At 46.3% G+C, this 26,270-nt stretch carries 22 protein-coding genes; 7 read left to right on the forward strand and 15 right to left on the reverse strand.

Annotation, left to right across the window (positions count from 1 at the left end; all coding sequences use genetic code 11):
* Window positions 1-38: 38 nt before the first annotated feature.
* The 5 genes from R7F64_RS09780 to R7F64_RS09800 all read right to left on the reverse strand — a co-directional run bounded on the left by R7F64_RS09780 (window position 39) and on the right by R7F64_RS09800 (window position 5,759).
* Window positions 39-908 (reverse strand): LysR substrate-binding domain-containing protein, encoded by an 870-nt coding sequence (locus R7F64_RS09780; RefSeq protein WP_053349355.1) that lies wholly within the window; start codon window positions 906-908, stop codon window positions 39-41.
* Window positions 909-1,108: 200 nt separating this feature from the next.
* Window positions 1,109-2,089 (reverse strand): OmpA family protein, encoded by a 981-nt coding sequence (locus R7F64_RS09785; protein WP_005374035.1) that lies wholly within the window; start codon window positions 2,087-2,089, stop codon window positions 1,109-1,111.
* A gap of 454 nt (window positions 2,090-2,543) precedes the next feature.
* Window positions 2,544-3,668, reverse strand: coding sequence for a M14-type cytosolic carboxypeptidase (locus tag R7F64_RS09790; protein WP_318071641.1), 1,125 nt, complete (start codon window positions 3,666-3,668; stop codon window positions 2,544-2,546).
* Window positions 3,669-3,781: 113 nt separating this feature from the next.
* Window positions 3,782-5,182: an FAD-dependent oxidoreductase gene (locus R7F64_RS09795; RefSeq protein ID WP_042523350.1), complete on the reverse strand. Its 1,401-nt coding sequence runs from the start codon at window positions 5,180-5,182 to the stop codon at window positions 3,782-3,784.
* 217 nt (window positions 5,183-5,399) lie between these two features.
* Complete coding sequence (locus R7F64_RS09800) at window positions 5,400-5,759, reverse strand: DUF3316 domain-containing protein (protein ID WP_017819758.1); 360 nt, start codon at window positions 5,757-5,759, stop codon at window positions 5,400-5,402.
* A gap of 412 nt (window positions 5,760-6,171) precedes the next feature.
* On the opposite strand from R7F64_RS09800, the gene R7F64_RS09805 reads away from it, so the two are divergent.
* The gene (locus R7F64_RS09805) at window positions 6,172-7,098 is read left to right on the forward strand and encodes a VirK/YbjX family protein (protein WP_318071642.1); all 927 of its coding nucleotides are present in this window, start codon (window positions 6,172-6,174) and stop codon (window positions 7,096-7,098) included.
* Between the two features lie 12 nt (window positions 7,099-7,110).
* Window positions 7,111-7,662: an outer membrane beta-barrel protein gene (locus tag R7F64_RS09810; protein ID WP_005374044.1), complete on the forward strand. Its 552-nt coding sequence runs from the start codon at window positions 7,111-7,113 to the stop codon at window positions 7,660-7,662.
* A gap of 68 nt (window positions 7,663-7,730) precedes the next feature.
* Here the strand turns inward: R7F64_RS09810 and R7F64_RS09815 are convergent, their stop codons facing one another.
* The 5 genes from R7F64_RS09815 to R7F64_RS09835 all read right to left on the reverse strand — a co-directional run bounded on the left by R7F64_RS09815 (window position 7,731) and on the right by R7F64_RS09835 (window position 13,527).
* Window positions 7,731-8,636, reverse strand: a complete 906-nt coding sequence (locus tag R7F64_RS09815) for an EamA family transporter (protein ID WP_005384368.1) — start codon at window positions 8,634-8,636, stop codon at window positions 7,731-7,733.
* 66 nt (window positions 8,637-8,702) lie between these two features.
* Entirely contained in the window at window positions 8,703-9,407 is a 705-nt protein-coding gene (gene phnR, locus R7F64_RS09820) for a phosphonate utilization transcriptional regulator PhnR (RefSeq protein WP_005374048.1), read from the reverse strand.
* A 9-nt stretch (window positions 9,408-9,416) separates the two neighbouring features.
* Window positions 9,417-11,141, reverse strand: coding sequence for a putative 2-aminoethylphosphonate ABC transporter permease subunit (locus R7F64_RS09825; RefSeq protein ID WP_318071643.1), 1,725 nt, complete (start codon window positions 11,139-11,141; stop codon window positions 9,417-9,419).
* 8 nt (window positions 11,142-11,149) lie between these two features.
* Window positions 11,150-12,256, reverse strand: coding sequence for a putative 2-aminoethylphosphonate ABC transporter ATP-binding protein (locus R7F64_RS09830; RefSeq protein ID WP_318071644.1), 1,107 nt, complete (start codon window positions 12,254-12,256; stop codon window positions 11,150-11,152).
* Window positions 12,257-12,516: 260 nt separating this feature from the next.
* Window positions 12,517-13,527, reverse strand: coding sequence for a putative 2-aminoethylphosphonate ABC transporter substrate-binding protein (locus R7F64_RS09835; protein ID WP_005384363.1), 1,011 nt, complete (start codon window positions 13,525-13,527; stop codon window positions 12,517-12,519).
* A gap of 265 nt (window positions 13,528-13,792) precedes the next feature.
* Between R7F64_RS09835 and phnW the strand changes: the two genes are divergently transcribed.
* From phnW to phnX, 3 genes are all read left to right on the forward strand, one after another.
* Window positions 13,793-14,896 carry a 2-aminoethylphosphonate--pyruvate transaminase gene (phnW, locus tag R7F64_RS09840; protein ID WP_167415749.1) on the forward strand — a complete coding sequence of 368 codons (1,104 nt, stop codon included), beginning with the start codon at window positions 13,793-13,795 and terminating at the stop codon, window positions 14,894-14,896.
* A 26-nt stretch (window positions 14,897-14,922) separates the two neighbouring features.
* Window positions 14,923-16,302, forward strand: coding sequence for an aspartate aminotransferase family protein (locus R7F64_RS09845; protein WP_318071645.1), 1,380 nt, complete (start codon window positions 14,923-14,925; stop codon window positions 16,300-16,302).
* A gap of 80 nt (window positions 16,303-16,382) precedes the next feature.
* On the forward strand, window positions 16,383-17,198 hold the full coding sequence (gene phnX, locus R7F64_RS09850) for a phosphonoacetaldehyde hydrolase (protein ID WP_213872746.1): 816 nt from the start codon (window positions 16,383-16,385) through the stop codon (window positions 17,196-17,198).
* 85 nt (window positions 17,199-17,283) lie between these two features.
* Here the strand turns inward: phnX and R7F64_RS09855 are convergent, their stop codons facing one another.
* Window positions 17,284-17,646: an ATPase gene (locus R7F64_RS09855; RefSeq protein WP_318071646.1), complete on the reverse strand. Its 363-nt coding sequence runs from the start codon at window positions 17,644-17,646 to the stop codon at window positions 17,284-17,286.
* A 9-nt stretch (window positions 17,647-17,655) separates the two neighbouring features.
* Window positions 17,656-19,686, reverse strand: a complete 2,031-nt coding sequence (locus R7F64_RS09860; protein WP_238967318.1) for a S8 family serine peptidase — start codon at window positions 19,684-19,686, stop codon at window positions 17,656-17,658.
* 466 nt (window positions 19,687-20,152) lie between these two features.
* Here R7F64_RS09860 and R7F64_RS09865 point away from each other — a divergent pair, with 466 nt between their 5' ends.
* On the forward strand, window positions 20,153-21,409 hold the full coding sequence (locus R7F64_RS09865; protein ID WP_017635085.1) for an SGNH/GDSL hydrolase family protein: 1,257 nt from the start codon (window positions 20,153-20,155) through the stop codon (window positions 21,407-21,409).
* Window positions 21,410-21,560: 151 nt separating this feature from the next.
* Here R7F64_RS09865 and R7F64_RS09870 read toward each other — a convergent pair whose 3' ends face one another.
* Window positions 21,561-22,163 (reverse strand): TetR/AcrR family transcriptional regulator, encoded by a 603-nt coding sequence (locus R7F64_RS09870; RefSeq protein WP_318071647.1) that lies wholly within the window; start codon window positions 22,161-22,163, stop codon window positions 21,561-21,563.
* 111 nt (window positions 22,164-22,274) lie between these two features.
* Between R7F64_RS09870 and R7F64_RS09875 the strand changes: the two genes are divergently transcribed.
* Entirely contained in the window at window positions 22,275-22,817 is a 543-nt protein-coding gene (locus R7F64_RS09875; RefSeq protein ID WP_005374097.1) for a carboxymuconolactone decarboxylase family protein, read from the forward strand.
* Window positions 22,818-22,913: 96 nt separating this feature from the next.
* Here the strand turns inward: R7F64_RS09875 and R7F64_RS09880 are convergent, their stop codons facing one another.
* Entirely contained in the window at window positions 22,914-24,290 is a 1,377-nt protein-coding gene (locus R7F64_RS09880; protein WP_318071648.1) for an efflux transporter outer membrane subunit, read from the reverse strand.
* 14 nt (window positions 24,291-24,304) lie between these two features.
* Window positions 24,305-26,269: a MacB family efflux pump subunit gene (locus tag R7F64_RS09885; protein ID WP_318071649.1), complete on the reverse strand. Its 1,965-nt coding sequence runs from the start codon at window positions 26,267-26,269 to the stop codon at window positions 24,305-24,307.
* Window position 26,270: the final 1 nt, after the last annotated feature.

Here is a 26,270-nt window from a genome sequence, read left to right on the forward strand (position 1 = left end):
AAACCACACATGCGCTCTACTCACTCGCTGAACGAACATTAAAGACTCTGTATTAACCATTGAGCAAAGGTGTTTACGTGTGATTTTTCGGATGCTCGAACCATCATATAATGTGCACCAGAACTTGGCATATTCCAATTTCCAGCCTGGACTAATACGCCCTGTTGCAGCTCATCCTCAACAAGAAAGTCTCTTACCAGCAACACGCCAAGTTGATTCATCGCAGCATGAATAGCAAGCAATGAGTGTTCAAACTCGGCGACGACTTTGCTCACCTTCCCTTGATAACCTTGGTGCGTAAGCCACTCTTGCCAAGATTCATGATAACCGCCAGTACAAATTTTAGGCGCTTTAGCTAACTGCAAGAGGTCATTTATCGGGTTTAAATGCATAAAGCCGGGGCTTGCGACAACGATCCAGTTTTCTTGGGTTAATCGTATGGCTTCTTGCTCTTGCCAATCTCCATCTCCGTTAATAATTTCGATATCCGCAATCGCACTGGCGCTTGGAACTGTATTAGCAGTAGTCGAGATTTTAAAGGAGATGTCTGGGAATTGTCGCTGAAAATCAGCCAATCTTGGCATTAACCACTGAGAGCAAAAGCTGTGAGCGACATGTAAGTTAACTTGCGTATTCTTGGGACGAGTAAATAAATGCTGCGTCGTGGTCGATAATGTTTGAAGCACATGATTAACCACAGGCCAGTATTCTTGTGCTGAGCAGGTCAGCGTAAGGTGCGTGCCCTTGCGCTCGAATAACGTCGCATTGAGCTGTGACTCTAGCGATTTCACCTGTTGGCTGACGGCCGCACGAGTCACATTTAGCTCCTCTGCGGCCTTTGTAAAACTCTGTAGTCGCGCCGTGGCTTCAAAAGCTCGGAGCAAATTGAGCGGCGGTAAACTTTGCATATCATTCTCCCAAACACTTGGCTGTCATGCTATGAACTGGTGATGACAAATTGATGAAGGTGCTGAGTTTACGTATGTTGAGCATATGTCAAAGCGTCCCGATATAACTATGTTTCTACACAACTACTTAGTTTGTTAAGCGGGATCAAAAAAGCCAGCGTGATACACGCTGGCTTTTGGAACTTTATCTTAAGCAGGAGTTATTCTGCTTTTTCAGTTGTTTGGTATTCAAACGCAGGAACAACCACTTCAACACGACGGTTCATTTGACGACCTTGACGTGTCTCGTTGCTTGCCACTGGGTTAGCTTCACCCATGCCTTTCACTGTCATACGCTCAGCCGCAATACCTTTTGCTTGGAACTCGTCAGCAACGGCTTTCGCACGTTTTTCTGTGAGTTGCTTGTTGTAAGCAGCAGAACCTGTCGTATCGCTGTAACCCGTGATCTCAACTTGAGCTTGTGGGTAAGTATTCATCAAATCAACGGTACCAGAAAGGTTCGACGCGTCTTTCACTTCTGCACTTTCTAAGTCGAATTGTACTGTCGCTGTTGTTTGAGCAGGGTAAACGTGATCTACAATGCGTGTTGCAGGACGTGCTTCTACCACCTCTTCAACGGCTTTTTCTTGAACGACAGGCTCAGAGCCAAACTTGTAGTTGAAACCGATACCGAAGAAATCTGAATCCATGTCTTCAATTACATCATCAGACATATCTTGGTAGCGTTGGTATTCAGCACGTAGGCTCCAGTTGTAGTTGATTTGGTATTCAGCACCCAGAGAGCCAGTTGGTACGAAATCTTTCTCGTCACCAGCCATCATGTATGCAGCACCAACTTTCGCGAATAGATTCCAAGAATCCGTTAGCGGTAGGTTAAATTTAGGAGCAAGCGTCAACGCCCAAAGATCACCATCAACGGTGTTTAGGCCAGGCTTTTTGAAGTTTGCAGTGAAGTCACCAAGGTAATCAACACCATACTCTGCTGCAACGTACTTGTTGAAGCTGTAGCCTAAGTGCATAGATGCTGCAAAACTGTCGTCGTCACAAGGTTCGTTTAGGTAACACGCATCGTTTAGAGAGTTGTAACCTACTTTACCGCCCATGTAAGTGTCAGCAAGTGCAACGTTTGAGATCACACCACCAGCAAGTACAGTAGCCACTGCTATAGCGATTTTTTTCATTATTCTTTTCCTTTTTCTTGTACACAAAGCAACACACCGCGGCAGCATACTGCCGTAAAATATGAAGCCGTAACTTTCTCTTTTCTTCGAATAGAAATAGCTAAATAGCGTAGGAAAGAATCAAAAATGATATTCAAACGCCAATGACGTAAAACGGAAAAAGGTAACCTCAAGACCATCTATTCATGAGCTTCATCCGCATACCCAACCGAAAAACAAAGTTCGTTGCGTTGGTTTAGCCATAGTCAATTCGTTGCGGAGAATATCACAAAGAAGCCAACTTTCTGTGACGCAAATCACTATAAAAAGCCACTTTCTCAAATTTAAGAATCATCATTTAAGCTTGTGAATGGCAACAAATTTTTACAGGGGAGCGTGGATCTGGAGAGCACAAAAAAACAGCTCATTTAAATGAGCTGTTTTCGAAATAATGAAAAAGCGTTAACTCGTCGCGCTAAATTTTATCCGCTACGGTTAACGTTGCAGCTAATACATCTTGCCCAAACAAGACACTACGCTCAGGAGACCAACCGTAAAGTGGATCTGGGTGATTGTTGTTATCTTTAAATGGCATTTCGATTGTGTAAGACAAGCATTTGAACTGCTCTGCAACCCAATTTGAACCCACCGTCAAATTCGCTTTACCAGGCTCATCTTTATCGTAACCAATCTCATCTTGGAACTCTGGCGTAATAGTCAGTAACGCTTGCTTAAATGATGTCTCTAAAGCGGCAAGATTTTCATCGTAAGAAGGAATACCTTCTGAGCCAGCGACGAAGTTATACGGAATCGCTTCATCGCCATGAATATCTAAAAACATGTCAACACCCGTTTCCAGCATGCGCTGACGCACAAGGTAGACTTCTGGGCTCTTTTCCATTGATGGCGTTTGCCATTCACGATTTAGGTTTACACCTACTGCGTTGGTACGCAAGTGACCGCGAATACCACCGTCTGGGTTCATATTTGGTACGACGTAAAGCACCGCTTTTTCAAGCAATGCACGCGCAACCGTGTCGTTTTCATCTAACAGACGTTGGATCATACCTTCCATGAACCATTCCGCCATGGTCTCACCTGGGTGCTGACGTGCAATCATCCAGATTTTCTTTTTGCCTTCTTCTGGCTCACCGAAAGTAAGCAAGCTCATGTCATTGCCATCTAGCGTATGACCAAGCGTCTCTAGTTGGCAGTGGTGCTCGCTTTGTGCCATGTGTAACAAGTCTAAATGACGATCGTACGTGTATGGCGCAAAGTACGCGAAGTAAATTGAGCTGCGCTCAGGGATTACAGTGAAAGTCAGCGTGTCGCCATCGAACTCTGCCGGTACTCGGAACCATTCTTCACGATCGTAAGACGCAACCACATCGTAACCTTGCCATCCTTCTGGATAAGCCGATTTAGCCAAATCAAGCAATTTGATGGTGTGTGATTGCTCGGCTTCTGTCTCAAGACGGAAGTGGAACCACTGGTAGAATTCCGACATATTGTCGTTAGGAATTTTGAGTTGGATGTCGTTTTTGTCGTCCGCTTTCACTACGTGAATGCTGCCGCCATCGAAGTTGCTGAATACTTTCATTTTATGACTCACCTTTTAAATCTGAGCTTGAAAGACAGAGGCTAACACAAGGCTTCATCGCGCCCCAATGACTTTCACTGCAAACTGTCTCGTTTGTGGCTAAAGTCTTCAGTTTAGTCAAGCTTATCCGCTTTGCCTGCTGGTCCCGCGAGTTTTGCTAGCCACTTATCCCAGATAAACGGCGTTTTCTCGTTATCTTCTGCTTCCTCTTTTCGACGTACCGCGTTGCGCACTATCATAGCCCCGGTCCAGCGAAGCGGTTCTGGTGGGAAATACCCCAACGGTCCTTTGGCTAAACCACTGTTCGTCCACTCGTTATCGATTCCCAATATCAATGAAGATAAGATCTTTCCGCCCATTCGAGTCTGCGCTACACCATTGCCTGAATAACCAAATCCGTAAAAGATATTGCTCTGTTTATCTAGCTCGCCGAAAAAAGGGAAACCAGTAGCAGAACGATCAGAGCCCCCCGTCCATGAATAAGCAAACTCCTCTCCTCTCAAATGAGGAAACAACTTATCGAACGACTTGCGCAGTAGACCTTGGTAGCGTGTTGGCTTGTTAAACATTGCGTCGACTTGGTTATTGAAAGAAAACTGATTGCCGCCTTTCCCCAACATCAAACGGCCATCTGGCGTATCTCGGTAATAGTGGACGAAGATACGTGAATCCAACACGCTAGAACCTGCCTGCCAACCAGATAGAGGTAGTGCGTCACCAAGCGGCTTGGTGATCACCATGTCGGAAGAGACCACCACGATACTGTTTTTGAACTGTTTAAACTGCTCCACCATCCATGCATTTAATGCCAATACCACCTGCTGCGCTTGAACATTTCCTTTAGGTGTACAGACAGTGGCAGGTTTTCCATAATCTAGACGCGTCATCGGCGTGTTCTCATAAACTTCTACACCCAGATCAATAGCAACACGGCGTAACCCCCTCACTAATAATGCAGGTTGAACGCTGGCTGCAACTGGAGAGTGAAAGCCTTCTATATGTCGAGGTGAACCCGCATTGGCACGCAGTTCCTCCACCGAGCAACGACGCCAACTGTTCACTTCTAATCGCTTTAACTCGTCCACAACTGGCTGCATTCCCCCAGTTTGAGCCTGATTGGTTGCAGTGTAATAAACCCCTTTCAACGATAAGTGCGCATCAATGTTGTGCTGCTGACAAAAGTCGTCAATCTCTAGCACTGCTTGTTCCGACTCTTTTACTAACCAAGCAGCATGTTCTTCACCGAATAACCGTTTCAATGTCGGAAACTTGGTAGACCAAGTCAGCATACAACCGCCGTTTGCGCCCGATGCACCACTGCCACAAAGGCCTTTTTCAATCACGACTACCTTTTTTTCCGGAGATTGCTGCTTAATCATAATCGCGGTCCAAAGTCCGGTGTATCCGCCACCAACAATCGCAACGTCAGTATTAATGTTCTGCTGTAACGGTTGTGGCGTTTCTGGTTGCTCAGCTTCAATTGCCTGCTTGAACCAATATGAATGATGTGTCATCGGGTATCCTCGTTAGTGCGTTACATCCATTTCCGCAAACACTTTACAAACGATGATGACAATCAACGAGCAAGAAAATCTAACGCTGAGCGATAGAAAATGTTGCACTGAGAGTGTGAAAATTTTCGCTTTCGACAAAAAAAATGGGGAGCTCGTGGCTCCCCAAAACAAACAGCAAAAAATATTAGTGGTAAACAATTCAAGTCCGTCTTACTGGTTAGTATTTACCGGTATCACGCATGCGGTACTCGTATTGAACATTGAGAATAGGCTGGTAAACAACTTGCCCGTCACTTTGCAAGAACTCATTTACCATGACTTTTGAGTCAGTGATAGAAAACGATTGGCGATCAACATACGTTGTAAGGCTCGTAAACTCATCACGGAGTTGTCCAGATGATTTATTTTGGTAGCTTTGGATCATGTCTCGGCCCATTTCATAAGCCGCTTGTTTGCTATCCATTACGTCGCCATGGATAGTTTCAGTATCGTTTGTCCACTGATAACCACCAGCAAGAGCCATAGAAGGTGCAGCAATCAGAGCAATCGTACTTGCTAAAGTTGTTAAGCGTTTCATAAACCTCTCCTTACTTACCTTTACATCGGGCCAAAATTGGCTCGATACTTATAAGGTACGTATAAAGACCTAAAACACGTCAAAACAATTTCAAATAATGTTCAATTTTCGTTCAACTTATTTCACATTAACTTAGCAACTCAACGTCATATTCAGCCTACATTCGCATTTTCTTCATTTAGAACAATGGGTTTCAACCTGACACTTCCTTACCAAACCATACAATACCTAAGGTCAATTTTCTCTTAGAATTCCAGCAAAAGAACAGTGTTCAAAACCTTACACAAACGTCGGACACAGCAAAAACCACCTCTTTTCAGTCGTGCTTTGCATTCCTCCTTTTCGGGTTCTTCGCTGCTCGTCCGTCGGTTCTTAATTGTCGCTATTGAGCACAAGTTAATCTGGAGTGAAAATGACCGCGAACAAATCCATTTTTTACCATAGCAAATCGATTTACTCAGATGATTATGCTGATGTCTACAAGCCAATTTGGACCTACAGAGCTAAGTTCATCTTACGTGCGCTTTATTACAAACGTGCGTTTAAGCACCTTTCAGACAATATTGAATCGTCATTGTTAGAGTTGCTTTGTACACGTACGCATCGATTTTTAGAGAAGCCGTTTCGTCCGTATATCATCAAAAACAACTCAGCGTTCGATCGTTCTAACTTGGTGGTTGATCACTATAAAACGATTTCAGAACTGTTTTCTAAACAAACAATCGAAGAAATCTACACAGACTCGAAAGGCCTAACATTAGCCTCTTTTGAGATTGACGAAATACTGTACTCGGTGAGATTAGTATACGAAGCACGTTATCAAAAAGAAGGCGACATGAGCCTGGTGCTGCACTGCGCTGAAGATGGCAACTTCTACACGCTCTCTTTTACGCTAGGTCACATCGAATCTGGACGCAGCATTATGATTGGCGGCTTACAAGGACCGCGAAGCAGTGAAGAAAACAACGCGAAAATTAAAAAGCTAACTCGTAAGCTTTACGGACAGAGACCAAAAAGCTTGATGGTGAGCTTGCTCACTTTGCTCGCACAAATTTGGGAAGTGAACACGATTCTAGCAGTGAAAACGCAGTCCCATACTTACGCAGCTAAGCGCTACAGCAAAGGGCGAATCAAAACAGATTACGATGCACTCTGGCAAGAATTAGGCGGCACCGAATACAATCGTCATTTTTACTCAATTGATGTAAATGCACCCCGTCGAGATATCGAAGGCATGTCGCGCTCTAAGCGTTCGATGTATCGTCGCCGTTATGAATGGCTAGACAACACCAAGATCACTTTCGAACAAATATTAAAAGGCGAGCAAGCTAAAAGCTAAGGAGAAGCGTTCATGCGTTATTCATTCATTACTGCTTTAGTGTTGTCGGCTTTTTCTTTGTCAGCCAATGCAGAAACCAGTGAGCACATCATAGGTACAAACATTGGCTATGGCGATGTGAACTACGATGCTCCGACAAGCAAAGAATCAGGCGACATGTTCTTAGGTGAAATATATTACCGCTACATGCCAACACATAACTTTGGTATCGAAGCAGGTTATAAAGGCGCGTTTGACGGTATCGGCTCGATACTCGTGAGTCCGATTTCAGAAGTCACCGATACGAGCTTCTCCGGACCTCGCTTGAGTGGCTATGCTAGCTATCCTCTGGGTTCAGGTTTCGAACTGTACGGCAAGGCAGGTGTCACTCTCTACACTCTCGAATACACTTATAAAGTGAACGGTCAGAGCAAGAACATCGAACACTCAAGTGTCGGAGGTGAAGCGGCTGGCGGTATCGGCTGGAGCTATAAACACTTTGGTTTGAATGCAGAATATGTGTACTCAAAAAACAGCGATTTTGACTCTAGCGGCGTGATGTTTGGTGCGCAACTGCGTTTTTAAACAAGGCTTACAAGTTAATACAAAAGGCAGCGAGAGGCTCATTCGCTGCCTTTTTTCGTGAATATAGGTCAATACGTAAGCGCGAGAATGATCCCCGCCACGATAGAAGTAACGCCAAGCCCTCGGGTGAGATACCATTTCTCAGACAGAAACCAAATCCCCATAAACAATCCAAACACGATGCTGATTTGCCTTAGTGCCACCACCAAACTTACGTTGTCGGTCATGGTCATCGCAAACAACACCAAGCCGTAGGTGGATGCCATCATTACCCCTGCCATGCTGGCTGTTTTGCGGATCTGCCACGCTGTCTTAATCTCATCTGGCTTGTCCGTAACTAAGCACCACACAAGGGCAGGAATACCAATTGCCCAAAACTGCACGCCCAAGTAGAAGATTGCACTGTACTGATCATTCAAGATCTCTGATGCTTGTCCTGTGAGTAAACTCAGCGCTTCTTTATCGACTACCGAGTAACCCGTTGTGCCTATTGCGGCAATCAATGCCCAGAACACACCAACGTTCAAATAAGAGCCCAATGTCATCTGACGAAAATTCGTCAGTGGTACAAGCATACAACCAAGAGTAATTAGTAAGAATCCAAGCCACTGCTGACTAGATAATTCATGTCCCAATGCAACACTGATTGCGCCGACCATCATCACAGGCAGTGCCCGAGCAATCGGATAAACCACCCCCACATCAGCGTGCTTATAAGCGACAATCAAACCAACCAGATAAACCATTTGTGAAATGCCGCTAATGAACAGCAATCCCCAAAACTCACTCGGTAATGATGTCCAGCCAATGGTTGCCAAATACCAAATCAAATAAGGGGTAAGAATGAAACATGCAGAAAAGCTGGCGGCCATGGTAAACGCGAGCCCTGACCCAGAGTTGCTTTTGCCAAGGATATTCCAGCCTGCATGAAGAACAGCAGAGAAAACGACGAGACCAATCGCCAACAAATCCATTTCAATGTTCCTGTCTGAATAAAAGAAAGGCCCCGAGATGGAGCCTTAGATAATGAGAAAATCCACTTAACGATTGAGTTCCGCCAGAGATTCAATGCTAATGGCATCGTGTCGCCAATATTCGATATCGCAATCAATCAACTCACCGTGCTGGTTGTAGTTGATGCGCTCCACTACCATCGCTGGCGTACCGGCTGTCGCGCGCAGTGCCTGAGCCATTTCACCCAACAAAGTGCTGGTTGAAATGCGGTAGCGAATCTTTTGATACGTCACGCCATAATGCTCGCGGTAAATGTCCGTCAGTGAGTTTGACAAATCATAGTCCAGCAGATTCGGAAACAGCTCTGGGCGAATATAGTTTGTTACGAATACTACAGGTCTATCTTCAAGGTATCGCACACGGTCGACTCGATACACGTCCGAGAAAGGCTGCAAGTCCAGCAAGCGCGCAGCTTGTTTGTTTGCCAACGTTCCTTTTGCTGCGACCAACTCCGTTTTTGGCACGCGATTTTGCGCTTTCGCCATGTTCGGGAAGTTCAGAGTTTGGGTTGGGTCGTAACGCAATGGCTCGGGTGAGATAAACCAACCTCGGCGATCTTCGCGATAGATTCGACCTTCTGCTTCCAGCAGTGATAAAGCTTCACGCAGAGTGACGCGTGTAGTATCGAACGACTCCGCCAACTTACGCTCTGCTGGCAGTTTTTGACGCGGCGATAGCATGCCCGCTTCAATCTGTTCAACAATCGAATCTTTAATTTTTACGTATTGCACGAAGTGTCCTTATCTTTTGCGCCAAGCTTGTGTGCGATTCTCTAACAATTTACCCAAAGTCATCTGAACAATCTTCGCAATTGCGGCAGCCATCATGATCATCACAGCCATCGCTGCTGCAGCGCCAGTTTGACCTGCATCGTCCATATTCAGAATCGAGACCGAAGCCGGAATCGTATCGGTTGAGTAAAGGAATACTACCGCAGAAGTGGTGGTCAATGCATTAACAAACAAGTAAGTCGCAATGTCCAAAATCGCAGGTAAACACACAGGTAATGTCACTTTAAAGAACAACTTGTATTGAGGAAGCTTCACCGATGCTGCCGTGGCTTCAATCTCCGATGGTAACTGCTTTAGCGTTGTCAGGGCTGTCATGTGACCCACCGTGTAGTAATGCACTACCGTGTTAATCACCAAGAATGCCATGGTGCCATAAAGCACATTCAGAGGATTGTTCGCGTCATTGAAGTAAAAGATGTAACCCAAGCCAAGCACCATACCCGGAACCGCCATTGGCACCACGCTGAGCATTTGCATCACCTGACGAATTGGACCAAACGCACGCCCTTTCTCAATGCAATAAGCACCGACAAAGATGATGGCTGTACCAATAACCGCTGTCCAACCTGCCAGTGTTAGTGAGTTGAAGAATGGGCTCCAACCGTAAGTGCTCATTTCGGCAAAGTTGTAGTTGTTTAGCGTTAGCACTTTGTTCCAAGGCCAGAACGTAACTAACGAGCCATACACCGCCATGCCAAGCACCGCCAGCACCGCGATAGAAATGATGCAACAGTAAACCAAACAGATGCTATCGCGCGCTTTGTTAGGTTCTGGCTGATAAGGTACTGAACGTGTATCGAATAAGCTCTTCTGCTTTTTCTGTACCCAGCGGTCTGCGCCGAACGCCATTACCGCAGGGAACAACAACATAATGCTGGTTACCGCTCCCATGGCAAAGTTTTGCTGTCCCACAACTTGCTTGAAGATGTCAGTCGCCAGAACGTTATAGCTGCCACCAATCACTTTCGGCACACCAAAGTCCGTGATAACCAGCGTAAAGACGACGATAAGCGTACTGATCAAACCGTATTTCGCCGCAGGTAACGTCACTATAAAGAAGGTTTTGATTGGTGAGGTTTTAAGTGCGCGGGCTGCTTCATACAAGCGAGCATCTGAAGTGCGCAGCGAAGTGGTTAAGATCATCAATGCATGAGGAAAGGTCCAGAAGATCAAACCCATCGAGATACCAATCACGCCGTAAACCGAGTTTCCTAACAGCATCTCTTTGGCAATGCCTTGATTACCGAAAAGGAAGATTAAACTGATCGCCGGCAACAACGAGGGCGCAAGGATTGGCGCAGTACCTAGGATTTGGAACAAACCTTTAAACGGCATACATGAACGAGTCAGCGCGTAGGCATAGCCAAACGCAAGCACACCCACTACCGAGGTCACAATCACGCCCAAAGTGAAGGTGTTTCCCACCGACACCCACAAGCTTGAAGAGGAAAAGTATGTCGCAAAGTTTGCCAATCCGACAAATTCGCCATTGGTATTTTGCACACTCTTGGTCAACATTGCCCAAAGCGGCATTAAGATGAACAGCACCATCATGGTCGACAAGCCAGCGAGCAAACCAAACAACACAAGGTTGTCGCGGCTAACACGTCCGAGTAAGGATTTTGCTTTGTCTTGTGTGGTCAGGCTATTCATCGTCATTGTCTTCGCATCCATGTTTACACCTACGCCGCTAGTGCTTTATCAACCGAGGGCATGGCGTAACCATGCAGCCCTTCTTCAGCAAACTGGATGTAACGTACATCGCCCGCCTTGATATTGAGTTTTTGAACCGTTTCCACAGGCACATCCACTACGATGGTTTTCGTTGAGCTGTCGTTTTGCAATACACAATCAATGCGGAAAAACGCCCCCAGAAACTCGGTTGCGGTAACTCGCACTGGTAAAGAGTTGTTGTAGTTTTCAACAAACTTGATGCTTTCAGGACGCACCGCAAGGTCGAAGCGGTCACCACGTTCGATCTTACGATTGGTCAAGCTTGGCGCTGGCATTAAGGTTTCTGCAATGCGTACTTGGGAATCCGTTGCGACTGAGGTTTCAATAAAGTTCATGCTGCCGACAAACTCAGCGACAAAGCGCGTGGCTGGTTGTTGGTAGATCTCTTGAGGTGTGCCGACTTGCTCAATCACGCCATGATTCATTACCACGATACGATCCGCCATCGACAGCGCTTCGTCCTGATCGTGCGTAACCATGATGGTGGTGATGCCAAGCTTACGTTGCAGCTTACAAATCTCGTCACGTAAGTGAACACGTACTTTTGCATCCAGCGCTGACAGCGGCTCATCAAGTAGCAGTAGACCCGGAGACAACGCTAATGCGCGAGCGAGTGCTACACGCTGCTGTTGACCACCAGAAAGTTGGTTAGGGAATTTCTCGCCAGAGGTTGGAAGACCAATGGTTTCTAACCAGTAATCTACTTTCTCTAGCGCTTCTTTGGTCGACATACCTTGGTTCTTCAAACCCACTGCAATATTCTCTTGCACAGTTAGGTTCGGAAACAAAGCATAAGATTGGAATACGATGCCGAAATCGCGCTTCTCTGGTGGTAGGAATGTGGTCTCTTGACCGTTTTGAAAAATCGCACCAGACGTTGGCAAGTCTAAACCTGCAATGGCACGTAGCAGAGTGGTTTTACCGCAGCCAGAAGGACCAAGAAAACAAACGAACTCGCCCTTTTCAATCGCTAGCGAGATTTTCTTTAATGCAGTGAACTGTCCGAATTGCTTCACTACATTTTCGATATTTAGGTAATGTTGGTTAGTTGACATAACACACGCTCCAAATGGTATATACCAACTTTAGTTTTGGAGTGTTACGTTCCAATGACAAATTTATAGCCAGAAGATGACAAATAGATGAAGGGAGATGAGAGTGGTAATTAGAGATTCCCGACTTTCTTAAGTCCGTCATTCCAGCGAACCTAGGTGAGACTAGGAATCTACTTGCAGCAAACTCTGAAATAACAGAGAAAACAAAAAATCCACCTCAACCGAGGTGGATTTCAGCATTCAACTCAAAGCAAATTCAATTAAGATTTTGGCTCTGATTTCGCATCGAACTTCTCAGACCATGCTGCTAGAATCTCTGCACGCTTACTGCCCATTTGCGCGAAGTCCATCTTCGCCATGTTCTCTTGAACATTAGGGAAGTTAGACACAGTCGCTTTCACTTCTTTATGTGCAACCACCGGATACATTTCTACGTAAAGCTCGTTTGCTGCTTTAGAGATTGACCAGTCGACAACGCGCTTCGCTGCATCCGACTCTTTTACAAGACCAACGGCTTCTGATTCCCAGCCGATGCCTTTTGGTGTGATAACCGCTAGTGGCGCACCTTGTGTTTTCAGCTTCGCGCCGCGGCTCGCCATAGAAATACCGATAGCCACTTCACCCATACCCGCTTGAACACATGGCTTAGAGCCAGAGTGAGTGTAGTGTGCAATGTTCTTGTCTAAGTCCCGCATGTAGTTCCATGCCTGATCTTCACCCATGTTTTGTAGCCAAGCAGAAACCTGCATGTAGCCAGTGCCTGAAGACGCTGGGTTCGGCATTGCAATGTGACCTTTGTAAACCGGCTTCGTTAGGTCTTCCCAAGACGTTGGTTTCGGTAGGTTAAGTTGTTTCGCTACCGCTTCGTTGAAACAAACTGCGTTAAAGAACGCATCGTTACCGAACCAAGCTTGGTTTGATTGAGGGTCGTTTAGGTTCGCGTGCAGCTCTTCCAAACCTTTTGGTGTGTAAGGCTTAAGAAGACCTTCATCTTTAAGCAGTGCCATTGACGAGCCAGCAAGACCCCAAACCACTTCCGCTTGAGGGTTGTTCTTTTCGGCCAGCAATTTCGCCGTCATGATACCGGTGGAATCGCGAACCCACTTAATCTTGATATCTGGGTTATCTTTCTCAAACGCAGACTTGTATTTAGCAAGAATGTCAGTTTCGAAAGCGGTGTAAACCGTGACTTCCTGTGCTGCCATTGCATTCGTAGCTAGCAGAGAGACAAGTGCAGCCAGCGATCCTTTCATCAAACGGTTTTTCATCATTTTCTCCAGTTAATTTGGCTAAGCTTCATTTGGTCTGTACCAGTTGACGATATACACCCTACTGAGCCTTTGTGACGAAATCATGACCATTAAATGGCAGTTTTACGAAAATTTGCGATGAATAATCGTTCAATTGATCCGCCATTTTCTGGATATTAAAGTTTTATGAAATTGGAGATTCGCCTATTTACTGCCCTTTTCTTCCTCGCTAGAGTGAACTCGAAATTTGGTGTAGACCAATTAGCTTATTCTGATGGAAATCGAGATGAAAAACGAATACCTACTACTGACTCCAGGTCCTCTATCTACTTCTGAAACAGTACGTGAAGCCATGCTAAAAGACTGGTGTACTTGGGATGATGAATACAACAAAGACATTGTAGAAGTGATCCGCACTAAGCTTGTAAAACTGGCAACTCAACAAGACGGCTACACCAGCGTACTAATGCAAGGTAGCGGCACCGCATCAGTAGAAGCGACAATTGGCAGCGCCATTGGCAAAGATGGAAAGTTGTTAGTTGTCGACAACGGTGCGTACGGTGCACGTATCGCTCAGATCGCTGATTACCTAAATATTCCATGCCATGTAGTTTCCCCAGGCGAAACATCACAGCCACACTTGAACGAGGTGGAAACTGCATTGGCATCGGATCCTGCGATCACACACGTGGCGATTGTTCACTGCGAGACAACCACTGGCATGCTTAACCCAATTGAGGAATTTGCTTCTGCAGCAAAAGCACACGGTAAAGTGGTGATTCTCGATGCCATGTCGAGCTTTGGTGGCATTCCTATCGATATCGCAGAGCTAGGCATCGATTTTATGATCAGCTCTGCAAACAAATGTATTCAAGGCGTGCCGGGCTTTGGCTTTGTGATTGCAAAACAAACTGAGCTCGAAAAGTGCCAAGGTCAGGCACGTTCTTTGAGCCTTGATCTTTACGACCAGTGGCACTGCATGGAAGTGAACCACGGTAAATGGCGTTTCACGTCTCCAACGCACACGGTTCGCGCTTTCTACCAAGCACTATTAGAGCTGGAGCAAGAAGGCGGCATTGAAGCTCGTCATCACCGTTACCAAACTAACCAGAAAACACTGGTTGCAGGTATGCGTTCTTTGGGGTTTGAGCCACTACTGAGTGATGACCTACACTCGCCAATCATCACTTCTTTCTACTCTCCGACGCACAGTGATTACCAGTTCAAAGCGTTCTACACACGTTTGAAAGAGCAGGGCTTCGTGATCTATCCGGGTAAGGTATCGAACGCAGATTGCTTCCGCATCGGCAACATTGGTGAAGTTTACCCAGCAGATATCGAGCGCTTAATCGGTGCAATTGAAAAAGCAATGTACTGGCAAGTTGCGTAAAGCAGCCTTCTGATTGAGAGAGCGTTATGACTCAGAATATCAAACCGACCCATTTCCGCAGCGAAGGCGATGTCAACACAACACCAGCGCGCCAAGCTTGGAATGCATCGATGGATGACGAACGCACGCAAACATTATTGAAGCGTGATTCGGAGGTCTTTCTTCATCAAGCTATGTCGACGCCTTGCTTAGATACCTTGGAAGCAGCAGAAGGCATCTACATCCAAGATGCCACGGGCAAAAAGTACATGGATTTCCATGGCAATAACGTCCACCAGTTGGGCTACGGTCACCCGCATGTGATGAAACGCGTGCAAGAGCAAATTGCCAAACTGCCGTTTTCACCACGTCGTTTTACCAACGAGACCGCGATTGAATGTGCCGAAAAGCTCACCCAAATCTGTGGCGGTGAATTGAACCGTGTATTGTTTGCTCCGGGTGGCACATCTGCGGTTGGCATGGCACTTAAACTAGCGCGCCACATCACGGGCAACTACAAGGTGGTGTCTCTGTGGGATTCCTTCCACGGCGCATCATTGGATGCCATCTCAGTAGGTGGCGAAGCGTGTTTCCGACAAGGCATGGGGCCATTAATGGCAGGTGTTGAGCGCATCCCACCAGCCGTATCTTACCGTGGTGCTTTCCCAGTCGCGGACGGCAGCGATGTGCATTACGCCGATTACCTCGAATACGTGATTGAGAAAGAAGGCGGCGTGGGCGCGTTTATCGCAGAAGCAGTTCGTAATACCGACGTACAAGTACCGAGCAAAGCCTACTGGAAACGCATTCGCGAAATCTGTGACAAACACAATGTCATGTTGATCATCGACGACATCCCGAATGGCATGGGTCGCAGCGGTGAATGGTTCACATACCAAGCCTACGACATCGAGCCAGATATGCTCTGCATCGGTAAAGGTTTGGGCGGAGGGTTAGTGCCTATCGCAGCCATGGTAACCAAAGACAAATACAACACCGCCGAGCAAATCTCCATGGGTCACTACACTCATGAGAAAAGCCCTATCGGTTGTGCTGCAGCACTGGCAACCATGGAAGCCATTGAGCAAGACGGCTTGCTAGATAAAGCCAAAGCCGACTGCCAGTTTATGCGTGAAAAGCTGCTAGAGATGAAAGCCAAGTACCCTGTGATTGGCGATGTACGTGGCATCGGCATGTTATGGGGCATTGAGTTGGTCACTGACCACGAAAGCAAAGCACGCGCGTATGACGAAGCGGAAGCTGTGTTGTACCAATGCCTCAACAATGGCGTGAGCTTCAAGGTATCGCAAGGCAATGTGATTCAACTCAGCCCACCGCTGATCATCACTCGCGAACAACTGACAGAAGCGTTGGCAATTTTCGAAGAAGCCATCGCCAAAGTGTGTAAAGACTTTAACTACTTCTAACCTCAACAAAAACCAATTTATCCTGAGCGCAGTTCCGACGTGTAGGCAAGCGCTCTAGCAAGCAAGAAAAAGGATTGAACATGAGCAACTCACCAATTCAAGCAGTGATCTTTGACTGGGCTGGCACTATCGTCGATTTCGGCTCTTTTGCGCCAACCAGCATCTTTGTGGAAGCATTCAAACAAGGCTTTGATTTTGAAATCGACCTTGAAGAAGCGCGCGAACCAATGGGACTTGGTAAGTGGGATCACATCCAAGCTGTGGGTCGCATCCCTGCGGTTGATAAGCGTTGGAATGAGAAGTTTGGTCGCTCAATGACCAGCGAAGACATCGACGCTATCTACGCAGCATTCATGCCTCTGCAAAAAGCAAAAGTGGCAGACCATGCAGACCCAATCCTTAATGCGATTGAAGTTGTGAACGGTCTGAAAGACAAAGGCATCAAGATCGGTTCTTGTTCTGGTTACCCTCGCGAAGTGATGGATGTGCTGATTCCTGTTGCAGCGGATTACGGCTACAAACCGGATTACGTGGTAGCAACGGATGACCTGCCTCAAGGTGGTCGCCCGGCACCATTTATGGCACTGAAGAATGTGATTGAGCTGAATGTAACTGACGTTAATGCGTGCATCAAAGTGGATGACGCAGCACCGGGCATCGATGAAGGTCACAACGCCGGTATGTGGACCGTTGGTTTGCTGCTTTCTGGTAACGAAGCGGGTCTAACGTTTGAAGAATACCAAGCCGCGGACGAAGCAACGCTTGATGCCGCTCGTGAAAAAGCGCGTGCAAAATTGATCAAGAGCTCGCCGCACTATCTCATCGACACCATTGCTGACTTCCCAGAAGTGGTTGCAGATATCGAACGTCGTCTAGCAGCAGGTGAACGTCCGTAATCTTCATCTTCCACTAACAAATGAAACAAACGCCCCTCACGTGAGGGGCGTGTTTCTTTTTGGCACTATCTCAAGGAAGTTTGGCTTATTGAAGCGTAGTTCCGTTAGATAGCAGCTTTCTTGTCGGCTCTTGCTCGGTGTATTCGACCGCATCGTGATCCGCGAGCTTATCGACTTCCACCTGTTCACCCACCACAACCAACACGTGTTGTTTCACCAGAGCGTCGACCACTTCAATGTTGTGCTGACGAAGAAGCGCTCTCACTTCGCTCTCTTTCCCTTCATGATACTTAACAAAGTAGCGCGCAGGTTGCTGCTCGGCTTGATCTTGGCGTTCATCCACGAGAGGAAATCCTTGATTGTTTGCCAAGCTGCTTGAGCTCAGTCCGATTGCCAATAGTGCGGTAGCGCCTACCGCAGACAAAGAAAGTAAGGTCAACTTCTTCATAGTCACTCCTTATTGAAAGGTCAGAGTCCAACTGTTGATGGTGCCTGTGTCTCTTCTGGCATTGTCCACCGCTTTAAGTTCCCATGTGCCTTGTGATTCAAAACCAGAGAAGTCCGCTTGGAACGTATTTTTTATATCGTTAGCGCTGCCGCCGGTATTATTGTGAAGTACAACTTCTCCACCAGTCGGTGACGTTAAAGTCACTCGTAGATCACCGATGTAAGTGTGGCTAATATCAACGTCAATACTTACTGTGCCTGAATCACCAGAGCGATCGACTTCTACTGCACTGATTGCGCCAGAAGATTTATTATCTGGAATCGCGACAGGGCTGGTATTTGAGAAGCTAGAATCCGAAGAGCTACCACCATCAGGTCCATTACAGCCAGCGTCCAAGAACAGCTTCGCCGCTTCAGCATTAACTAGGCCGTGGCCAGTACGGTTGTCTCGACCAGCAACATCAATATCTGTTGCAGTTTTCACTAGGGCATTACGCACTTGCGCTGCTGTACAGGTTGGGTGGTAACTCCACACCAAGCCAGCTACGCCCGTTACGTGCGGTGTCGCCATTGATGTACCATTGTAGTATTCGTAATCTTCACCAGAGGTTGTTGCAACAGTAATTTCCTGACCAACATACCCCAACAGCTCTTGACCAAATGCACGATCAACCGTTACCGAAACCATACGATAAGCGTTGTTTGTGTCTACCAAGAATGGGTTTTGTAAACCAGGTAGTTCAGAGTTGCTGTATACGATTGCAGCTCGCGCACCCGCATTGTAACAAGCCTGAACCGCATCCACTTCAGGGTAGTTTCCTGAAGACTGGTTGCCAATACGCTCAGTCAAACAAATTTTGCCCGACATATCACCACAGTTAACGTTACCGCCAGAGACATCACAGCTATCTAGCGTTGCCGTTACTGAACCCGCGATTGGATCCGGAACATACGAAGAACCGTTATTGATCAAACGATTGTGAGGAACAATCCCACGATCAAACTGACTGACACCATTCAAGGTAATATCAGAAAGTTTACCTTCACCTACCGTAACCGTTGATAAGATCGCCACACCCGGGCCTGAGATCTCAACTTGATTAGTAGATTGTGAGAACGCTGCATGATCATTTTGATTATCAACGGCCGCAACAGACATCACTGAGTCATAAGAAGCTGGATAGCTGTGCGCTGTATTGCCATCATTACCCGCAGCGGCGATCAATAGAACGCCTTGATCGTAAATATTTTGCAGTGCATTTTGCTCAGTTCGGCTTGATTGACTACCACCAAGGCTCATGTTCACAACGTTAGCACCATTATCGGCACAGGTCTGGATTGCTTTAACAAGCCCAGATGAGTAACCCCAACCCGATTCGTTAAATACTTTCACGATGTGCAAATTCACATTCTGGTTTGGCATCACACCCTTTACACCTTCGGTGTTGGCAATCGCAGCAATCGTACCCGCGACGTGAGTACCGTGGGCATTGTTGTTACCCGGATCACTCCATGATCCCGTACCACTATCGTTAGTACCAGCAACGCGGTTACCGCTTAGGTCGTTGTGCGAAATGTCGTACCCTGAATCGATAATACATACAGTGCGATTACCCGCATTGAAGTCAGCTAGCAGTTGAGCATTAACCGCTTCATATCCCCATGGGGTAGTTTCGCTGAGCAAATAGCGAGGTGGATCGACTTCCACGTATTCCACATCACTACGATTGCGAAGCGGCTCTAAGTCATCGCCATCCAGTTCAACGCTGTAAATGGCGCGATTGCCCAGTTTTTCCACCTTACGTGCCTTCACCTGTTCTAGAACAGACTCCTGCGCGATTCGTGGCCCCCAGAATGAGTTACCACCCATTGAAGAACGGCTGACTGCATCTTCTTTGAATTTGACGATGTACTTCGTCGGTAACTTAGATTCATCAAATCCCATTGGTGGAGCCGCAAACGCTGACATCGAAGTGGTCAGTGCTATTGCTACGGCAGACAACGAAAATAAGCCTTGTTTTTTACTTGTTGTGTAGTGCATTTGCCCTATTCCTTATTTGAGCTAATTTTTATTCACTATATTCTCATGAAAAGTCATCATCATGATGTTTGCATGAGAGCTTCAGCTATAGTTTACAGAGCAAAAATGCCAAACAATTTGTTTCATGAATATACAAATTTGTACAAAAGATCATTCAATAAACACTTTAAGTTAACATTAAAAATCACCGACAAAACCTTATAAAGCAATTACTTAATTAACAAAAAGTGAATGTTAAATTAATGTTAGTGAGTAATTATTCTAAATATCACCCATTTAATCGATTGCTATGCTGAATGGATTTTTTGACCGTGGTGCCAAAACTGAAATATTGAATATTTAGTTGTTGACTGTCTTGAGCATTTACTCAGAATTAGAAGGTTTAGTGAGAAAAATTCTCATCTAAATACTGTTATAGCCGAGCGTATTCACGCATTCGGAACAATAACCATTACAAGAAGAGTGAATGATGAAAAAAACAATCACACTATTAACTGCATTACTTCCGCTTGCCTCCGCCATTGCAGAGGAGCCAACTTTATCACCAGCAATGGTTTCTGCGGCTGAAGTGGTTAGCGCGCAAGAAAATCAAACTTATACGTACGTTCGATGCTGGTATCGTACGAGCCACTCTAAGGACGATGCGGCTACCGATTGGAAATGGGCAAAAAACCAAGATGGTAGTGACTTCACTATCGATGGTTATTGGTGGAGCTCTGTCTCATTTAAAAACATGTTCTACACCAATACCTCACAAAACGTAATTCGCCAGCGTTGTGAAGAAACACTAGATCTAGCGAGCGAGAACGCAGACATTACATTTTTTGCTGCTGACAATCGTTATTCTTATAACCACACGATCTGGAGCAATGATGCTGCAATGCAACCAGATCAAATCAACAAGGTAGTGGCTTTGGGTGATAGCTTGTCTGATACAGGCAACATCTTTAACGCGTCCCAATGGCGCTTCCCTAACCCGAATAGCTGGTTCTTGGGTCACTTCTCAAACGGTTTTGTTTGGACGGAATACGTTGCTAAAGCCAAAAACTTACCGCTATACAACTGGGCAGTTGGTGGCGCAGCAGGTGAAAACCAATACATCGCGCTAACTGGTGTCGGCGAACAAGTTTCTTCTTACTTAACCTACACAAAGCTGGCGAAGAACTACAACCCTGCTAACACATTGTTTACGTTAGAGTTTGGTTTAAATGATTTCATGAACTACAACCGTAGCGTGCCGGAAGTAAAAGCGGATTACGCTGAAGCTCTGATTCGTTTAACAGACGCTGGCGCGAAGAACTTCATGTTGATGACACTGCCTGATGCAACCAAAGCACCACAGTTCAAATACTCAACACAGGAAGAAATTGAAACGATTCGTGCGAAAGTATTGAAGATGAACGAGTTCATCAAAGCACAAGCGATGTACTACAAAGCCCAAGGCTACAACATCGCATTGTTTGATACACACGCACTGTTTGAGAAGTTAACCTCGGCACCAGAAGAACACGGTTTCGTAAATGCAAGCGACCCTTGCTTAGACATCAACCGTTCATCTTCTGTTGACTACATGTACACTCACTCATTACGTTCTGAATGTGCAGCATCTGGCGCAGATAAGTTCGTGTTCTGGGATGTGACTCACCCAACCACAGCAACGCATCGTTATGTGGCTGAAAAAATGTTAGAAAGCAGCAATAACTTAGAAGAGTTTCGCTTTTAATAAGCCGTTGTTGTTCATTGCAAGTTAATCTGCATAAAAATGACCACGATGCTTCGTGGTCATTTTTTATCGATATCGACCCCTGATAACGGGTTTATTTGAGCTCGCTTAGTTCAAGCCGTTGATTTAGAGACGTTGACTTTGAGCAGTCTCATTCAGCGTTCTGTTTTGGTACGTTACCGCGGAAGCTGTTCATCATAATAGAGATCAACGTCTTTAAGGTTTCATCATCACTGCGGTATGAGTAGGCTCGTATACCCGTAAACTGAACCTGGAACAACTGAGCAAGAAGCAATGTATCCTGGGCTTCAATTTCGCCATTCTCGATTGCTCGCTCAAACAGCTTTGCAAGAAAAGATTCAAATTGGTTTGCTAAGCTGTTTGTTTGATTGCGCAGCGCATTAAAATCCTCAGCAAATTCACTTGCTGATTTGACTAACATGCACACTTCACTGGGATTGGAGTCTCGCTGATTGATAACCACATCAATCGCGAAAGCTTCTATTGCATCTAGAACCGTTGTGTTCTGAGCTAAATGCAACTCAAACAGGGCTTGTAAGTTCGCAACGTACATTTTTAGCGCTTCACAATATAGCCCCTCTTTTGACCCAAACGTCGCATAGATACTTCCAGGACGCAGATTAACGCTATCTTGCAAATCACGTGTAGATGTTGCATGAAAACCTTTCTTCCAGAATAGATCCGAGGCGGCTTTCACCACTTCATCACGTTGGAATTTCTTTGTATTCGCCATGAGCAATTATCAATTTTGAACATATGCTCAATTTTATATTGAGCGACCGCTCAAAATCAACTATCCTGTTCTTGCCTAATTCGTTCATATCCAATTACAGGAGATTTAAACATGGCAGAATTTAAACTGTATACCGCAGAAAACGCACCCGAAGGATCAAAGCATCTGATTGAAAATTCAGTCAAAGCGTTTGGCATGCTACCAAATCTTCATGCTGTTATGGCTGAAGCGCCAACCTTGCTTGAGGGTTATCAAGTTGTGCATGAGCTCTTTCAACAAACATCATTTAACGCAGAAGAATTGACCGTCGTATGGCAAACCATCAACGTTGAACATGGTTGTCACTACTGCGTTCCTGCTCATAGTGCGATCGCGGCGTCAATGAAAGTGGATCAGGAGATTGTTGATGCTCTCGTCAACCAAACACCATTGGCAGACGAAAAACTTGAAACACTACGAGAAACAACGCTTCAAATGGTGCGTCAACGTGGTGTAGTGGAAGAGTCTCAGATAGAGAAATTCTTTGCGGCAGGTTACGGACAGCAGCAACTGCTTGAAATTGTACTTGGTCTAGCGCAAAAAGTGATGAGTAACTACACCAATCACCTAGCTGACACCCCGGTTGATGCACCTTTCAAGAAGTTCGCCAAGTAACTTAAGCTTTTATTACTGGTCCCATTGATGGGACCAGTAATACCTTCAAAAAAGGCTTTGTTGCATGACGCTTCGCTAGTGTGCGCTGATCCCTAATTACAACGGCGCAACGTCGGTTCCTCCTAAAGACTGGTAAAGCGTAACCTGAGTGAGAAACTGGTTGTAGCGGTTTGCCAACAAAGAAGCTTGCGCGTTTCTGGTATCTTCTTGTGCATTCAAATAGTCCATGATCGATGTCGAGCCATACTGATACCGCGCAGCATAAATGGACTCAGCAGCACTTGCGGCATCATATTGCTCTTGTAAACGCGCCGCCTGATACTTCAATTTTTCGCGTGCTGACAAGGCATTTTCGACATCTTGGAATGCGGCGTACAACACTTGGCGATAGCTCACAATGGCCGATTGATAGTCTACATCGGCAATGGCTTGGCTGTTTTTCATCTCATTCCACTGCAAAAACGGTAGCGTCATATCCGCACCTAAACTGCCGATCGGGTTGGAAAGCAGGTCTTTGAGCGCTTGTGACGATCCCCCCAAAGCCCCAGTGAGCGTCAGCTTGGGCAAGTAGTCCAAATCTGCTGCGTCTTTATTTGCTAACGCCGCTTTGACTTCATAAATCGCTGCTTTAATGTCGGGTCTGCGGATCAATAAATCAGACGGAGCACCAACACTCAACGATGGCATATCGCCTTCAGGCAGCATTTGGATGGTTGCACTGATGCTCTTCGGCGGTTGATTGAACAAAATCGCAAAGGCGTTGTTTGCCTCAAGTAAACTCTGTTCAAATTCACTTTGCTGTGCTTGTAAGCTTGCCAACGTACGTTTGGCTTCAAGTACATCTAACTGATCCACAGCGCCAAGTTGGTACTGTTTTTCAATCAATTGTAGCGTTTGAGCTGCGTCTGCCACATTACGCTGACTGAGGTTTAAGCGCTGTTTCAAATAACCGATTTGCCAATATAACGATGCCGTCGTTGCGACCAAACTTTGTGCGGTCACCTCGCGATCTTGTTGACTTGCCATCGCCGCCCACTTGGCTTGGTCAACGTCTGCCGAGATTTTTCCCCACAAATCCAACTCGTAATTGACGGACAAGTTAGTGCTGTAGCTATCTGCCGATTCCCCGCCATCAAGAGATTTTTGAACTTGTCCTGATGTGGAAGAACTCAACGTAGGGAAAAGGTCATCTTGCGCTAAACCCAGCTGTAAACGCGCTTTCTTTAGCGTTAGCGTTGCCAGCGTCAAATCGTTGTTTTGAGCCAACACCTGAGTAATGTATTGATTAAGCGTTGGGTCGTTAAACGCCAACCACCAAGGATCCATACTGACATCACCCGCAACATGCATCTGCTGCCAACTTGCAGGCACTTGCACCGCAGGAGCTTGATAGTCGCTACGCATAAGCGACCCACAACCTGACAACCACGCTGCGCTTAAGGCAGCTGCGACCAATCGAGTTTTGAATTTCATTGTGTTACTCATTTTTAGTCTCTCGCTAGCGCTTCTATCGGATCGAGTTTGGCGGCATTGCGAGCGGGTAAAAAGCCGAAAGCGATGCCAATCAACGTTGAGCAAATAAACGCCCAGATGATCGAGTTCATTGAGTAAATCATTTGGAAGCTGCTGCCAGTTGTACTGAATGCAAAACCAATCAAAAACGCCAAGCCAATACCAGCAATGCCACCACACAAACACACTAGTACCGCTTCAATCAAAAACTGACGCAAAATATCCGCTTGCCGCGCACCCACAGCCATTCGCACACCGATCTCTTTCGTGCGCTCTGTCACCGACACCAACATGATGTTCATTACGCCAATTCCGCCGACAATTAGGGAGATCACCGCAATCGCTGAGATCAGTAACGTCATGGTTGCGGTGGTTTTCTCGATGCTCTGACGAATGGTGTCAGTGTTAATCGTGAAGAAATCTTCTGTACCGTGGCGCATTTTTAACAAGTTGATGATGCTCTGTTCTACCGCTGCGCTTAGGGCGTTCTCATCAATCCGTACAGTAATGCCGTTGAGGTAACGTTGTCCCATCATGCGCCCAGACATGGTGGTGTATGGCACCCAAATTTTCAGCGCGTCGCTGTTGCCAAACGCGTCTTCTTTTTTCTGCGTGACACCCACAATACGCACTGGCAATGAACCAAGAAAAATCACTTCACCAATCGGATTTCTATCCGCAAACATTTCCTTTCTGGTGTTGTCATCAATCACTGCTTCTTGGGCGAGTGAGTTCACGCTCTCTTCATCCCAAAACTGACCTTTGGCGATCTCATAACCGCGCACACGGAAATAATCTTCCCCAACCCCTTCCACAGACGCGGTTACATCCTGATTGGCGTAACGCACGGTTAAGCTGTTGGATAAAGACGGCGTGACACTGTCGACAAAAGGTAGACTCTCCAACGATTTAGCATCGTCGGCGGTTAGCGTTTTCACTCGTCCGGAGCGGCGGTCACCAAACCCTTTGCCCGGCCTGACATCAATGGTGTTTGTTCCCATGGATGAAATATTCGACAAAATTTGCTGTTGTGAACCATTACCTAGTGCCACCACGGAAACCACCGAGGCTATACCAATAATGATGCCGAGCATGGTCAAAAACGTGCGCATTCTGTGGCTAGACATCGCCAGCAGCGCCATTTTTAGCGCGTCAATAAAACTGTCCCACTTCCACCACTTACTGGCGGCTTGCGCTGGGCGATGAAAAGACGCGCTCGGTGTCTTTGCTGCTTGCTCATTGATTACAACTTGTGCATTTGGCGTATCTGCAATGATTTCACCATCTTTGATTTCAATGATGCGATCCGCAAAGTTCGCCACGTTCATATCATGAGTCACTAAGATGATAGTATGCCCAAGTTGATGCAATTCTTTAAGCAGTGCCATCATCTCTTGCCCACTGTGACTGTCTAATGCGCCAGTGGGCTCATCGGCGAGAATCACCTCACCACCGTTCATCAGTGCACGAGCAACACTCACGCGCTGTTGCTGGCCACCACTCAGTTGGCTGGGCTTGTGAGTCAAACGATCTTCCAGCCCCAAGCGAGCCAACAGTGACTGCGCTCGCTCCGCTCTTTGACGATGAGGAACTCCCGCATAAACCGCAGGTACTTCCACATTTGCCACCGCGGTTAAATCCCCCAGCAGATGGTAACGCTGGAATATAAAGCCAAAATACTCGCGGCGCAGTTCCGCCAATTGGTCGGATTCCAACGTCGAGACATCTTGCCCATTAATGAAGTATCGACCGCTGGACGGTTTATCCAAGCAGCCGAGCACATTCATCAGCGTCGATTTACCTGAGCCCGATGCACCCACGATCGCGACCATTTCACCGCGTTTTATCTCTAAATTAATGTGGTTCAACACGGTAAGCGACTCGTCGCCAGAGACAAAACGTCGAGTTAAATCCTCAACTTTTAAAAGCACGTCACTCATC

The sequence above is a fragment of the Vibrio sp. Vb1980 genome (genome assembly GCF_033338615.1).
In the GTDB taxonomy this organism is placed as follows: domain Bacteria; phylum Pseudomonadota; class Gammaproteobacteria; order Enterobacterales; family Vibrionaceae; genus Vibrio; species Vibrio alginolyticus.